This window comes from Arenibacter antarcticus (assembly GCF_041320605.1).
Taxonomy (GTDB): Bacteria; Bacteroidota; Bacteroidia; order Flavobacteriales; family Flavobacteriaceae; genus Arenibacter; species Arenibacter antarcticus.
This window is the reverse complement of record NZ_CP166679.1, coordinates 3,379,576-3,393,795: the sequence shown is the minus strand read 5'-3', so window position 1 is coordinate 3,393,795 and position 14,220 is coordinate 3,379,576. Positions and strand designations below refer to the sequence as shown.

Genomic DNA, 14,220 nt, shown 5'->3' with positions numbered 1-14,220 from the left:
TTTGTTAAATTCATAATCATTACTGTACAAAAAGTGATTATTTACAATTTATGTGAAATTCCTTTTCATGTGTTGAAAAAGCATTTTTTATTTCCCTAAAATCTTCAACAACAAGGCTTTAAAGCTTTCAAAATCTACCTGATAGGAAAGCCCAACTCCCTGAGTATATCCCTGACGATCCGCCAAAAATTGTTGGATTTCATTTTCCCTATTGAATATTTTGGCACTAAGAGTCCCCTCCTCATTCAAAAGAATCTGCACCTCAACATCCCCAGCAACCACTGTTTCGGACACTCCACCTACAGGAACCCCTACCCTACCGTTCAGCAAAATCCTATCGCTTATTTGAGTCGACAAGGTTACTCCAATCCTATTTTCGGTCTGAATATCAGTACTTCTATCCAATATTCCCTGTTCGTAGGATAGCCCAAGGTTTAGTTTGTCATTATCTCCCGCCAAAACGGAATTCAACAATCCCGAGGCCGACTGCAAGAGGTTACCGGTCACTGCTTGCTGATTAATTCCTGTCTGTTCATTTACAAACGAACCTTGCGCCAATAAAAATATTGCGTTTCGTTCGGCTATGGTGGGATCTTGCAATCTGTACTCCAATTCCGATTTTATTATGGAATTGGTTCCAGGAAAGTCTATTCTCCAATCTACGACGGGGCTTTCCAATTCCCCTGTCAGATGAACCACAACATCTGTAGGTATACGTCTGGTGTAGCCTGGGTTGTCTAACAAGGGAGCGGGATTGGCATTTAGGGAGTATATGGCCTCCATGTTTAATTGCGCTGCTAGAGGCTCTCTTTCCCAAGTAATATTTCCTCCAGGTTTCACCCTAAAAGATTTATCAATAATACCCCCAAATTTATAATGGAATTCACCTGTTACTACCACAAAATCCCCGTACATATTAAACTTGCCGTTGGTGTTAATTTCAATAAACAAAATCCCAACCCCAGTACCCTTTAGGGAGCTTCCGGTCTTAGTGTCTAACACTATCTCTACCTCCGCATCGGGCGTAACATCCAAGTTAAATGCCAACTCTAGACCCTCCACTTCTTTTAGCACACGTTGCGGAGTATCTACTCCTTCCTGTTTTTTACTTACAAAATTAATAAAGGAAAAATCGCCCACACTGGCTACATCGCTAATAGGGATTTTTAGGGTGGTACCCCTTGCAGTCTCCCCATCTACCTCAATGGTCAGCGCATTGGTTAGACCAAAAATTCTCCCCTTCCCATTTAAATAACCCGTTCCATAATAGAGCACTTCTTCCTTAAACGGGGTATTCAATATTAAAAATCGGTTATCGTTCGTATCTACATTCAGGTCCAGACTCCAGTCCCTAAAGAAATCATGGGTAATAGTACCGTCCAAGGTGGCATTGGTCTTCATGGCGATATCTGTTAATTTTACCTTTTGAAAGTTAAAGGTATGCTCGGACAACATGACTTTTGAATAGGGTGCGAAACTGTAATCGACGTTTAAATACGGCACTGCTAGTCCCGCCTTATCCAAACTCAACAAACCGCTCATGGTAGGGTTACTCAAAGGACCTTTTAATTGCGCGCTTCCCCTTATCAGCCCCCTGATGTTTGTAATAACCCCTTCTCCCAGCGGACTAAAAGGCTCCAGGTTAAAGTCGTTAAAATCTACTATTAGATTTGCTTGAGGCTCCTCATCTACCTTATCAATGATATTCCCCACCACACTTAACCTCTCTTTCCCATTTTCTATCAAAGTAGAGTTTACCACAAAGCTCGTTAAGTCCTTGTTACCGACTATTCCAATACTTAGATTTCCTAAAGGAATATTATTAATTCCTAATTTAGATATCATTAAATTGGAGGAGGGTAAATATATATTGTCTTTTTGAAGGAGGTTTAAAGTTCCATTGACCACTCCCTTTAATTTAAGACTATCTATCTCTGGGGTAATCTTTTCTAGGGATACCGCACTGAACTGGAGCTCAACGTCTTTAAAAGTAGAATCTGCAAGTTGCCCCCTAAGCCTTATCTGTTCATTGTCATTGTGATTCATCACTATCTCTTGAATGACGATACTATCCAATGTGTTATTGAGAATCACTTTATTTTTACTATTACCTTCTTTGTTTAATATCCATTTATTGCCCTTAAAATTAATATCAGAGGTTTTAAGTCCTATAACAGATTTCTTCTCCTTATTAAATGTATGGTAGAAGTTTAAATTATAACTGTCGTTAAAATTACTGCCTCCCCTAAATTCGGTTCTAAAGAATAAGGTATCCTTTAGAGTGGTATTTATTAAATTGAAATCTTTAACATCATAATAGGCCGTGGACATATCCCCTACGGAAATATAGGTATTAAACAAGGGGTTTTTATTATCAATTTTAACATCTATACTATCTAGTTCATTGCCATAGGCCATTATACTGGGAGACTTAAAGTTTAGTTTAAAATCGCCTTCATCAGCAACAATATTCCCCCTAATAAAGGTGTTTGGATCAAACTTTACCTGTGGAAAAAACACGTCCACTATTTTGTTATATATTTTAAAGTTAAAGGCCAGTCGTTGGTTTTTGGATATTTTATGCGGCTTATAGTTGGTATAGATACTCCCGAGAGAATTTTGAACCAACTGCCCCAACTCCTTTACTTTAAAATTCCCTTTGAGATACCCAGTAATAATATCGGGAGAATTTATATCTATAATTCTAGTGGTGTCATTTTCGAAAGTTGAGGATATTTTAAAATCATCAAAATAATAGGTGTCATTTATATTTTGGTAGTTTGTTTTACTAAAATTAAGGTCCCCCACAATATTATCCAAAGAGTTACCTGAAATATCCATTGTAATATCCCCCTTAAAAATAGCGACACTATCTTTTATGAAATTCAGTTTTTTAAGATCTGCATAATCTACAGAGGCAATAAAGTTGAAATTATTCCTGTTTTCCGCAAAGTCTGCCAATCCTTTAAAGGTGAATTTAACATTCTCATCGTTACTCAACAGAAAACCGTCAAAAAGCTGTTCCTTTAATATTCCCGATACCTTTAAATTCTGATAATTGTATCCATTAAAATACAGGGAATATACCTCTCCGATCACTTCGGTATTCAAATTTTCTCGAACAAACCCCTTGCCCTCTACATTAAAATCTAGATTGGTCACACCTACTTCATCACTTTCAATTAAATTCCCAAGATCAAAATCCATCAATGCAATAAAACCTTTGTAGGACGCATTATCTATTCGGTTAATATCTGTCAACTCTAGATCCACGTAGCTACTTCCAATCAGGGTGTTAATATTAGCCTTGGTCTTTATAGAAGATTGAGTGATAATTGCATCTCCACGAATGGTAAACTGCCCCAGTTTCTCTATAGACGAAGGCAGCACATCCCCTAGAATATTAGGCAACAATGCCCTAAGTTCGTAATAACTGGAGGTGACATTTTTCATATCCGCGGCAAGGGAGAAGTTGCCGTCTGGATTAAATAGATTTTTAAAATTAAAATCGCCCCGAATTCCGGTTTCCTCCATATTGAGGAACATATCCGTGGTATTTAAATCGTTTAGAACACCGCTCGCCTTGGTGGAAAAGAGCACGGTTTTATCACTTCCAAATTGATCATAGAGGAGGTTAATTTCATTTAAGGCAACGGTAGATTCCACAAATTCGGCCTCTATATTCACCTTGTTGATAAAATCGGCAAAATCTTCACGGCGGTAATTAAACACTACATTCCCTATTAATTGGGATTGAGGGGTTTTTATTCCAAGGGAATCAAACCGCATTTGCTCTTTGGTATATCTAAATTGGGTATTTAATTTTTCTACTATGATCCCCCTATCACTTTTAAAGGACATTGCATTGATACTGGAAACCACTTCTGGGCCTATAATGTTAAATTTAGCAGCAGAAATATTCAGCCCCCTAAAATTCAACATTTCGGTAGTCTCCCTATTCTCATCTATAAGTTTAAAATGGCTTTCGGTTATTTCCACATCGGAGGAGGAAAGGAAGAACGGTGGAGACCCCGGTTCCCTAGGTTTCTTATCATCCAACTTATCAATAAAGACTTCTAAATTGGTGATGCTGTCCCCCTTATATGTTTTAAGTTTAAAATTCAACCCCCTCATATCAATATCCCCGAACTCCAATTTTCCATTAACCAGATTGCCCATGTTTAGAATGGAGGTTCTTAAATGATCTACGTAGAACAAGGTATCCTTTTTATAATCCTCTATATAGATCCCATTGAGGGAAGTATTCCACGTAATTAGCGATACTCGTAAGCGATTTATGCTAATATTGGTCCCAAACTGGTTATTTATTGCCGCAGCAGCATACCTGGCAAAACCGGTCTGAACAATGGGCAAGGAGAGCATTAAACTACCCAAGACGCAAATAAGAAGGAGTACCAAAAATACTCTGACCAGAATTTTTCTTAATTTTTTGATAGGGCTTAATGTTTTACCTTTGTACATTCAATTTTTATTCCAAACTCCAAACCAAGTGGAAAATAAAACTATTTATATTCTTGCCATAGAATCTTCCTGTGATGACACCTCAGCTGCTGTGATGTGCAACAATAAAACTTTAAGCAATATTGTGGCCACGCAAAAAATCCATGAGGAGTACGGCGGGGTCGTTCCGGAACTTGCCTCAAGGGCGCACCAGCAAAATATTGTCCCCGTGGTACACCAAGCCTTAGCCAAGGCAAATATCGATAAAAAACAGTTATCCGCCATAGCTTTTACTCGTGGACCAGGACTTATGGGATCTTTATTGGTTGGCACCTCCTTTGCCAAGTCGTTGGCCCTTGGACTAAACATCCCCTTAATTGAGGTAAATCATATGCAAGCCCATATTTTATCGCACTTTATAGAGGAGGATAATTACAAAACACCTTCCTTTCCTTTTTTGGCATTGACCATTAGCGGAGGGCATACCCAAATTGTTTTAGTGAAAAATTATTTTGACATGGAGGTTTTAGGGGAATCTCTAGATGATGCTGTAGGCGAAGCTTACGATAAAAGTGCGAAAATATTGGGACTTCCTTATCCAGGTGGTCCTTTGGTGGACCAATATGCGCAATTGGGCAATGCTAAGGCATTTCCTTTTCCAAAACCTAAAGTAGATGGGCTGAATTTTAGTTTTAGTGGATTAAAGACCAGTATTCTATACTTTATTCAACGGGAAACTAAAAAGAACCCCAATTTTATCACAGAAAATCGAAACGATATTTGCGCCTCCATCCAATACACCATCGTCAATATTTTAATGGATAAATTAAAGAAAGCCGTGAAACAGACTGGCATTAAGCAAATTGCAATTGGGGGAGGGGTATCCGCAAATTCGGGTATTAGACTAGCATTAACGGAAGCGGAAAGCAACTGGGGGTGGACTACCTACATCCCGAAATTTGAATATTGCACGGATAATGCCGCTATGATCGGAATTGTAGGTTATTTAAAATACAAGGAACAAGATTTTTCGGATCAACATATCACGGCCAAGGCACGCTATGTTATTTAGACACTAAAACGAAAACACCAACAATCTACATCACTAAAGCCAACAACAACTAAAAATCCCATATTCCTATATGCAGCTGTTTTTCCATCCCGATTTAAATGATGCCACCAATGAATTTTCATTTCCTACCGATGAAAGCAAGCACATTGCCAAAGTATTGCGAAAAAAAACGGGCGATATCCTTTGGATCACCAATGGCAACGGCATTTTATTCGAAGCTGAGATCACCAACCCTAACCCTAAAAAATGCGAGGGAAAGGTGATTTCTAAAGTTACCAATCCCCCTAAGCCTTATAGATTGCATATGGTAGTGGCACCAACTAAACTGAACGATAGATTTGAGTGGTTTTTGGAAAAGGCCACTGAAATAGGTGTCCACGAGATTACTCCGGTCATATGTGATCATTCGGAACGCAAAATCATTAAAAAGGAACGCATGGAAAAGGTGCTACAAGCAGCAATGAAACAATCCCTGCAAACCTACCTTCCCAAATTAAATGATGCCATATCGCTTAGTGAGTTTTTAAAAACTCCTACTAGTGGCGAACTGTTTATTGCGCACTGTGAGGACCAAATAAAAAAGGAATTATTCCATAGTTTAACACCACATAAAAACACTACAATCTTAATTGGTCCGGAGGGGGACTTTTCCTCTGCAGAGATAAAATTGGCACTAGCTAATGCTTATAACCCAATAGCACTCGGAGAAACCAGATTGCGGACAGAAACTGCCGCAGTAGTTGCCTGCACCACAGTGGCCATGGTTAACTTAATACGCTAACAGCCAAACTCCGGTTTACAATTGTAGAGGTCAACAAATGCAATTTGGATCTTTTGCTTAACCGGTGGTTTATTAGCCTACTAGCGAATAACAATTTTAGTCATTATCCCTCTTCGGAAGCAGTTTGGATTAATAGTATTAAATTTGAAATTATAAAATCCTAGGGCCTAATGAAACAACGTATTGCAATTGTATTTCTAATTTATGTATTCACTTGCCCCTTAGTATTCGGTCAAGAAATTGCCATTTTAAAATACAGTGGCGGTGGCGATTGGTATGCCAATCCTACTTCACTCCCCAACTTGATCAGTTTTTGTAACCAAAACATAAACACCAAGATAAATCCCAAGCCAGCAACCGTAGAGACTGGCAGTTCAAATATTTTCCAATATCCATTTTTACATATGACCGGGCATGGCAATGTTTACTTTTCAGAAGAGGATGCTGAAAATCTCAGCACCTATCTTCTTGGAGGCGGATTTCTTCATATAGATGATAATTACGGTATGGAACCCTACCTAAAAAAAGAACTCACGAAAGTATTCCCTGACAAGGAACTGATTGAATTAGCTGCAGATCATCCAATTTTTAAACAACAGTATCATTTTCCAAAAGGACTGCCCAAAATACACGAACACGATGGGAAACGACCACAAGCCTTTGGCATCTTCCATGAAAATAGGCTAGTACTCCTGTTTACTTTTGAAAGTGATCTCGGGAATGGCTGGGAAGATTCAGAAGTTCATAACGACCCACTAGATATAAGGACCAAAGCCCTTGAAATGGGGGCAAACATAATCTCCTACGTTTTTAAAAACTAAACTATGAAATCAAAGACGATTGCCAATGGCATCCTCAGAGCAGTTGGCGTTATTACAGGAATAGTCCTCTTAGCATATTTTCTATATCAAATACAATCGGTAATTGCCTACACCATTATTGCGGCTGTAGTAGCCTTAATAGGCAGGCCAATTGTATTTTTCCTAAAAAGAAAACTGAAGTTCCCCAACATCATGGCCGTTATAGCCGCCTTGCTGTTTATCATTGGGATATTTGTAGCCGTAGTGGCACTTTTTGTACCCCTGATCACGGAACAAGGCAAAAATCTAGCCTTGTTGAATTTAGACCAACTACTAGAGAGTTTAAATTCCGTTTACAGCAAAATAATAAATTACTTGGTTGGCCAAAGCGGGGGAACCCAACAAATGATTAATAAAACCGATATCGAAAAAAATATTCAAGAAGAACTATCAACGGGTCTGATTCCAAATTTCCTAAATGCCTTAATGACGTTTTTAAGCGATATTGGAATAGGGATATTTTCGGTATTATTTATATCCTTCTTTTTCCTAAAAGACAGTAATCTTTTGCAAAACGGATTACTGATATTGGTCCCCAAAACCAAAGAAGAAAAAGTGATTAATTCCATGGAAAAAATTAAAAATCTTTTGTCTCGATATTTCGTCGGGCTACTCCTTCAGATCTTTATTCTCTTCTCAATTTACAGTATTCTACTCTTACTAGTTGGACTGGAAAATGCAATTGTAATTGCCTTTTTTTGTGCCCTTTTCAATATCATTCCTTACGTTGGTCCGATCATAGGCGGAGTACTTATGATTGCCCTCACGATGACTAGCAATATGGATGCCGATTTCATCAACGAAGTACTCCCTAAAACCGGCTATGTTTTAATAGGTTTGGCAATAGGTCAGTTGGTCGATAACTTCATTTCACAGCCGATAATTTTCTCCAACAGCGTGAAGTCGCATCCCTTGGAAATTTTCTTGGTAATCATTATTGCCGGCTTGTTGTTTGGAGTGATGGGAATGATCATAGCTGTACCGGGATACACCGCTATAAAGGTCATTTTAAAGGAGTTTTTATCCGATAATAAAATTGTAAAATACCTCACTGAAGACTTATAGCTATACTTTGAATAATAATATACTAAACACTGGTGTACAATCTTTTATAGATTCTAATTTGACAACTGACATCGTGTCAGTACTACTTAAAGAGCATCGATTTATAGGGGTAAGCTCCAAGGAGGTTGCACAACAGATCGAAGCTAAGAATAAATGTAAGGAAAAGCTCCCAACATGGTTTGAAACACCACTTATCTACTACCCTAGAAAACTAAATATAGAACAAACTTCCTCTGAAATTACAGCCAGATACAAGTCGGAAATTGCCGTTGGTAAATCACTCTTGGACCTTACTGGAGGACTGGGGGTGGACAGCTATTATTTCAGCAAGGAAATAGGCCGTATTCTACACTGTGAAATAGCCCCAGAAGTAGCCGAAATTGCAGCCTATAATTTTAAGATATTAGGCAGAAATAACATTGAGACTCTCGCTGTTGATGGCTTGGAATTTTTGAAAAAATCGGACTCCCAATTTGATTGGATCTATGTGGATCCCTCTAGACGAAACGACGCCAAAGGGAAAGTATTTTTGCTAGCGGATTGCCTACCCAATGTTCCTGGAAATTTGGATATTCTTTTTGGAAGTGCACAAAATATCATGATCAAAACCGCTCCCCTTTTGGATATTTCCGCCGGTATAAAAGAACTGCGTTATGTAAAGGAAATTCACATTATTGCCGTTAAAAATGAAGTCAAAGAATTGCTATGGATTTTAGAAAATGGACATAATGGCGAGGTAATAATCAAGACTGTCAACCTCATCGGTTCTACCAGAGAAGTATTCAACTTTGCCTTTTCTAGTGAACAGACAGCATCTCCCTCCTTCTCTAAGCCGCTTAACTATCTTTATGAACCAAATTCAGCTATTTTAAAATCAGGGGCATTTAAAACAGTGGCAGAAAGGTTTGACATAAACAAATTACATGAACATTCCCATTTATATACCCACGACCAACTGCTGGATTTCCCGGGGAGACGCTTTAAAATAGAAGGAATTCTTCCCTATAATAAAAAATCGGTGCAAGCCTTGGGGATAAACAAAGCTAATATCACCACTAGGAACTTTCCCGTCTCCGTGAGCGAAATACGAAAAAAATTCAAAATTAAGGATGGAGGAGATCTGTATTTATTCTTCACCACCAATGAAGAAGGGAATAAAATTATCTTAAGTTGCTCCAAGGCATAAGGGAAATTTACGGCGCTAGGTTTTAATGAAAGGAAAGAATTATATCCGTAAAGCTAGCGCTATCCATAAGACTGATTTTATAGCTTACCGCCCCTACTTCTACCGGTTCCTATATCGGTAATAGGGAAAACAATTTACGAAGGACAGTCCCACTTAAAATTGGCCACCTTATCATTGGTACCAGCTGAAAGGTTATAGTGCCACCATTCCGTCCTAATAGACCAAAATCCGTGTTTTTCCATGGTTTCTTTTAATAACAGTCGGTTCTCCAAAATTAATTGAGGTAAATCCACGTTATCATGATAGGCTCTCTTTCCAAAAAAATCGAAATCGGTGCCCATATCCAATTCCTCACCCGCTAAAGTAACCAATGTGATATCAACTGCTCCGCCTTTATTGTGAATGGAGCCTTTTACAGGATTGGCAACATATTGAGGATTGGGTACAATGGCCCACATTTTATACTGTACGGAATTGGGGCGGTAGCAGTCAAAGAATTTTATTTTATATCCCTTTTCAATAAACTCCTTATTTGCTTTCAACAGTGCCTTTGCCGTTTTAACCCGAGTGTAACACTCCGCACAATCATATACCTTGGCCTTTAAGAAATTATTTTCGGTGGCATACCTCATATCATAAACAAAGTCGTCGCTATAGTCGGCCAATCTAATAAAGGTAGTGTCCGAAAGACCTTCCAACGTTTTTAGAAGGATTTTCTCTACCTTGGCAGGCAACGTTTTGTCTGGCATAGTCATCGAATTCTGGGGCACCATCACTTGAGGGGCATCCTTTTTAATATCATCGGCTTTTCTCTGCTCCCCACAACCTATCATGACTAAAAATATCACGGTTCCCAAACACTTTAAAAAAATTCTAGCACTACTCATCCCTATTGTTTCATGTTACACTTCAACTGCTAAAATTAGGGGAATCTTCTAACAAGACCAACCCTAATAGACTATTGCTCATCAAGCAAGCTTAGTTCAACAAAACTAAATTCCTTTTTCCTTCCCAGTTAACGATAAATTACTTTGGATTCTTTTGTCTCCACAGTCATTTTTTCCACCAGATAAAAAAATGCGGCGCCCAAAAAGTACAGGACAACATCCATTAGGTCTGCCGTATATCGAACGTTGACCATAGGGAGATAAACTTCAAAGTAAAGAGAATAAAACAGGGTCAATGAAAGAATTGGCCGTAATGTCAGCTTTAGTCGTTTATTAGATTTAAGCCTTCGTACAGCTAACTGGCATATATATAAAACAATAGGCATACATAAAAAATCATTCACATAATAAATCACCCAAGATGGCAGTATTCCGCCACTCCCCCATCTTTGAATGGTATATATACCTACTCCAAGAATACTAAATAATGGAAAATACATCCGTTTAATCCAAAACAATCCTTCACCTAACTTGTTAAATTGAAATCTCATAGCAATACGGGATTTATGCGGCTATATAGCTAAACAGGAAAGCGATAAAAGCACCAATCGACATGACCACTACCCAAATGGAATAAAACACTTTAGCGGGAATTTTTATCAATAGATTGGGATGTTCTAACGCCTTTTTAAAGAATACGGTAACCGCATTTGGTTTTTTGGCCGATTTTTCCTCTTGCTTTTTAACTTCAAGTGCTTCTCTAGCCAATTTTCGCTTAAGATTAATATTGATCAACTCACCGCAGTTTTCACAATAATCGCTATCTAAATTAACAGTACCACAATTAGAACATTTTCTGTAGGCTACCTTCCCCATACGGTTATTTTTAAAAGATTTATTTACTCAAATGCCATGGAACCAGTTAAAAATTTACATTGTGGTTGGGTTAACAGGTCCAACCTACAAAGGTCGGCAGAAAACGGTACATTCAAAAACTTTTATCGGTGTATAAGGAGGAAGCTCCTAGATTTTGGTGAAAGTCAGCTTGAGGTTTTTAGGCTATCCTTATGATAAATTATGGCGCAAGTAAATTCATTATGTTGCGGGTGATATTGGTTCCTTAATGGTTAACAGAAAAGAGTTTGAAGTTCCAGGAACTAACCGAGTTAGAAATGACCCGTTTTAAAGGCCTATTGCTACTGCATTGTTTTTCTCCATACACAAATCTCACTAATGATTAAAAAAACAAAAACCCCGAGGCATAGCCGTCGGGGTTACTATATATTGAAATATTAACTTTAGGTCAACAAATTCCCATTGTCATCCCATTCGGCAATAACGCCACGCTTGCTTTGATCAACACATTTGGCAATCCATACTGGATCATAGGCCACTCCGTGCTGGGCCAGCACATCCTCTGGAACTCCGTCCCAGACATTGGGCATATTGCCCTTATATCCCAAATCGGCGATTCCTACCTTAGAGGTGTAATATCCGGTAAGGGTAAGTCCGCGGAACATATGAAAAAACTGAATCTCCAAGGGTTGTCTTTTTAAGGAAACCTCTGGATCATGATAGCATATAGTATCACAAATTTGTTTTTGCTGTTCTAGTGTGGCCGACTTAAATTCAACGCCAAACTCGGTATTACTTTTATGGTCCAGCCACATTAAGCCACCCAACAATGTCATTTGCATATTAGGCATATCCTTTCCTATAAACTCAATAAATTGAGGTACTTCGGCTTCTATAGGACCGCCATGTGGTTCTTTAGGAGGTAGAATTACGGTACTTAGTACGGCAATGGTCTCCATTTCGTGTTCATTAAAGAGCTCTTCGGCGTATAATTCAGCATCACGTTCCAATTCTTCGGGTGTTCTTCCGTAGAAATTTTCCGCTCCCTTAATTATTTCTTCCTCAGAAGATGCCTTTGTTTCTGGGGTACATCCGTGCAATGCCAAACCAGCAGCACCGGCGCCCAAAATCATTGTCTGTATACTTTTTCTCCTATCCATTTTCTAGATATTTTGCTGTTTCAATTGTTCGATAATATAATCCGATGCTCTCCATGACAACGCTAAGATTGTCCAAGTACAGTTTTTATCTGCTTGAGATACAAAAGGTCCTGCATCCACTATAAATACATTGTCTACATCGTGTAACTGGTTAAACTTGTTGGTCACTGAGGTCTTTGGATCGTTCCCCATTCTTGTAGTTCCTACTTCATGGATAATTCTCCCTGGTGCTTCCAGTCCGTAATCATTTTCTGCCCCAGGTTTATTACCCAACGGCTCACCACCCATATTATGGATCAGCTCCTCAAAGGTATCCTGCATATGTTTTGCCTGATTCACTTCAAAATTGGACCATTTATAATTAAACTTCAGCACTGGAATACCATATTTATCCACTGTAGTAGGGTCAATTTCACAGTAATTATCCTTCCTAGCAATACCTTCTCCTCTTCCTCCAAAACCTATGACGGATCCGTAGTACTTCTTAACATCGTCCCTGAGGACATCCCCATATCCACCTTGTTTTAATCCAAAAAACTTATTAAACTCATTTGGATTATATCCAAAACCATAGTTTGGCATTCCCATACCGCCCCATACTTCTATATGATATCCTCGGGGAAAATCGAGCTTAGTATTATCTCCCCACCATGGTGAATATACATGCATTCCCCCTACACCATCTTCATTATAGGAAGTTTTTCTGTTCATAAGTCCGGGGATAAATCCAGCTCTACTGGCTCCCGTTGAATCGTGGAGGTATTTCCCGATAAGATTACTACTGTTACCTAATCCGTTGGGATGTTGTTTACTCTTCGAGTTGAGAAGAATCCTTGCAGAGCTACAGGCAGAAGCAGCCATGATAACAATTTTACCCTTTAATTTGTACTCTTTACGGTCGTCCTTACTAATGTAGGATACTCCTGTAGCCTTTCCTTCTTCGTTAGTGGTTACTTCACGCACTACCGAATTTACATATATTCTAATTTTCCCCCCGCTCTTTTGAGCAGGAAAGATTAAACAGCTTCCCGAGGAGAAATCCGCATATACAGAACAAGATCTGGAACATTGTCCGCAATAAAAACAGACTCCCCTATCATTGTTTATTTTTTTGGTTAGCATGGACAGTCTTCCCGGAATAACGGGGATGCCCGATTTTTTTGCTCCATCAATATAAAAAAGTTCATGGAGCCTAGGTTTTGGAGGCGGAAGAAAAAATCCGTCCGGATCATTTTCCAAGCCTTCGTTGGTTCCAAAAACCCCAATAAGTTTATCAACCTTATCATAATAGGGTTTTACATCATCATAACCAATTGGCCAATCCTCACCATGACCATCCCTAGTTTTTCCTTTAAAATCTTTAGGTCCAAATCGAAGCGAAATACGCCCCCAGTGGTTGGTTCTCCCCCCAAGCATGTGAGATCTAAACCAATCGAATTTTGTTCCTGGTTCTCGCGTATAGGGTTCTCCTTCTATTTCCCATCCGCCATAGGCCATATCAAATTCTCCAAAGGCACGGGTAGACCCGGCACCTCTACGTGGCGAATCGTAAGGCCATTTTAACTGAGTCATTTGCTCCGGATTCTTGGGATCGAAAAAAGGTCCGGCCTCTACAACGGCTACATTAAGTCCGGCATCTGCCAGCTGCTTTGTAGCCATACCACCGCCAGCACCTGAACCGACTATAATCACGTCATATACTTCTGAGGATTCTTTGATTTGCATAATAAAAATTTAATTTTCGTTCAATATAGGTTTAAAATGATATTAAATTTAATATTTTTCTACGAATAACCTCGGATCCCACCATAATTGACACAAAACTATCAATAAATGATAAAATTTAATCACAAATAATTTATTGGAATAGTAGCTATACCTTATTATTTACGG

The 14,220-nt window shown here is 38.8% G+C and carries 11 protein-coding genes; 5 read left to right on the top strand and 6 right to left on the bottom strand.

Going from position 1 to position 14,220, the window contains the following annotated elements; translation table 11 throughout:
* Positions 1-87: 87 nt before the first annotated feature.
* Positions 88-4,482 (bottom strand): translocation/assembly module TamB domain-containing protein, encoded by a 4,395-nt coding sequence (locus tag KCTC52924_RS14060; protein WP_353057469.1) that lies wholly within the window; start codon positions 4,480-4,482, stop codon positions 88-90.
* A gap of 28 nt (positions 4,483-4,510) precedes the next feature.
* Between KCTC52924_RS14060 and tsaD the strand changes: the two genes are divergently transcribed.
* From tsaD to KCTC52924_RS14035, 5 genes are all read left to right on the top strand, one after another.
* Positions 4,511-5,533 (top strand): tRNA (adenosine(37)-N6)-threonylcarbamoyltransferase complex transferase subunit TsaD, encoded by a 1,023-nt coding sequence (gene tsaD, locus KCTC52924_RS14055; RefSeq protein WP_251806700.1) that lies wholly within the window; start codon positions 4,511-4,513, stop codon positions 5,531-5,533.
* 70 nt (positions 5,534-5,603) lie between these two features.
* A complete protein-coding gene (locus tag KCTC52924_RS14050) occupies positions 5,604-6,314 on the top strand; it encodes a 16S rRNA (uracil(1498)-N(3))-methyltransferase (RefSeq protein ID WP_251806699.1) in 711 nt (236 codons plus the stop codon).
* 170 nt (positions 6,315-6,484) lie between these two features.
* Positions 6,485-7,135 carry a DUF4159 domain-containing protein gene (locus tag KCTC52924_RS14045; protein WP_251806698.1) on the top strand — a complete coding sequence of 217 codons (651 nt, stop codon included), beginning with the start codon at positions 6,485-6,487 and terminating at the stop codon, positions 7,133-7,135.
* A 3-nt stretch (positions 7,136-7,138) separates the two neighbouring features.
* A complete protein-coding gene (locus KCTC52924_RS14040) occupies positions 7,139-8,239 on the top strand; it encodes an AI-2E family transporter (protein ID WP_251806697.1) in 1,101 nt (366 codons plus the stop codon).
* A 73-nt stretch (positions 8,240-8,312) separates the two neighbouring features.
* Positions 8,313-9,425, top strand: a complete 1,113-nt coding sequence (locus tag KCTC52924_RS14035; RefSeq protein ID WP_353057467.1) for a class I SAM-dependent methyltransferase — start codon at positions 8,313-8,315, stop codon at positions 9,423-9,425.
* A gap of 134 nt (positions 9,426-9,559) precedes the next feature.
* Here KCTC52924_RS14035 and KCTC52924_RS14030 read toward each other — a convergent pair whose 3' ends face one another.
* From KCTC52924_RS14030 to KCTC52924_RS14010, 5 genes are all read right to left on the bottom strand, one after another.
* The gene (locus tag KCTC52924_RS14030) at positions 9,560-10,312 is read right to left on the bottom strand and encodes a M15 family metallopeptidase (RefSeq protein ID WP_251806695.1); all 753 of its coding nucleotides are present in this window, start codon (positions 10,310-10,312) and stop codon (positions 9,560-9,562) included.
* A 128-nt stretch (positions 10,313-10,440) separates the two neighbouring features.
* On the bottom strand, positions 10,441-10,863 hold the full coding sequence (locus KCTC52924_RS14025) for a hypothetical protein (RefSeq protein WP_251806694.1): 423 nt from the start codon (positions 10,861-10,863) through the stop codon (positions 10,441-10,443).
* A gap of 13 nt (positions 10,864-10,876) precedes the next feature.
* Positions 10,877-11,188, bottom strand: coding sequence for a TFIIB-type zinc ribbon-containing protein (locus KCTC52924_RS14020; protein WP_251806693.1), 312 nt, complete (start codon positions 11,186-11,188; stop codon positions 10,877-10,879).
* Between the two features lie 422 nt (positions 11,189-11,610).
* A complete protein-coding gene (locus KCTC52924_RS14015) occupies positions 11,611-12,327 on the bottom strand; it encodes a gluconate 2-dehydrogenase subunit 3 family protein (RefSeq protein WP_251806692.1) in 717 nt (238 codons plus the stop codon).
* 3 nt (positions 12,328-12,330) lie between these two features.
* Positions 12,331-14,052: a GMC family oxidoreductase gene (locus tag KCTC52924_RS14010; RefSeq protein ID WP_251806691.1), complete on the bottom strand. Its 1,722-nt coding sequence runs from the start codon at positions 14,050-14,052 to the stop codon at positions 12,331-12,333.
* Positions 14,053-14,220: the final 168 nt, after the last annotated feature.

Coding starts and splice junctions, on each gene's coding strand:
- KCTC52924_RS14010 (WP_251806691.1), bottom strand. CDS start 14,052: ATGCAAATCAAAGAATCCTCAGAAGTATATGACGTGATTATAGTCGGT.
- KCTC52924_RS14025 (WP_251806694.1), bottom strand. CDS start 10,863: ATGAGATTTCAATTTAACAAGTTAGGTGAAGGATTGTTTTGGATTAAA.
- KCTC52924_RS14030 (WP_251806695.1), bottom strand. CDS start 10,312: ATGAGTAGTGCTAGAATTTTTTTAAAGTGTTTGGGAACCGTGATATTT.
- KCTC52924_RS14050 (WP_251806699.1), top strand. CDS start 5,604: ATGCAGCTGTTTTTCCATCCCGATTTAAATGATGCCACCAATGAATTT.
- KCTC52924_RS14040 (WP_251806697.1), top strand. CDS start 7,139: ATGAAATCAAAGACGATTGCCAATGGCATCCTCAGAGCAGTTGGCGTT.
- KCTC52924_RS14045 (WP_251806698.1), top strand. CDS start 6,485: ATGAAACAACGTATTGCAATTGTATTTCTAATTTATGTATTCACTTGC.
- KCTC52924_RS14015 (WP_251806692.1), bottom strand. CDS start 12,327: ATGGATAGGAGAAAAAGTATACAGACAATGATTTTGGGCGCCGGTGCT.
- KCTC52924_RS14060 (WP_353057469.1), bottom strand. CDS start 4,482: ATGTACAAAGGTAAAACATTAAGCCCTATCAAAAAATTAAGAAAAATT.
- KCTC52924_RS14020 (WP_251806693.1), bottom strand. CDS start 11,188: ATGGGGAAGGTAGCCTACAGAAAATGTTCTAATTGTGGTACTGTTAAT.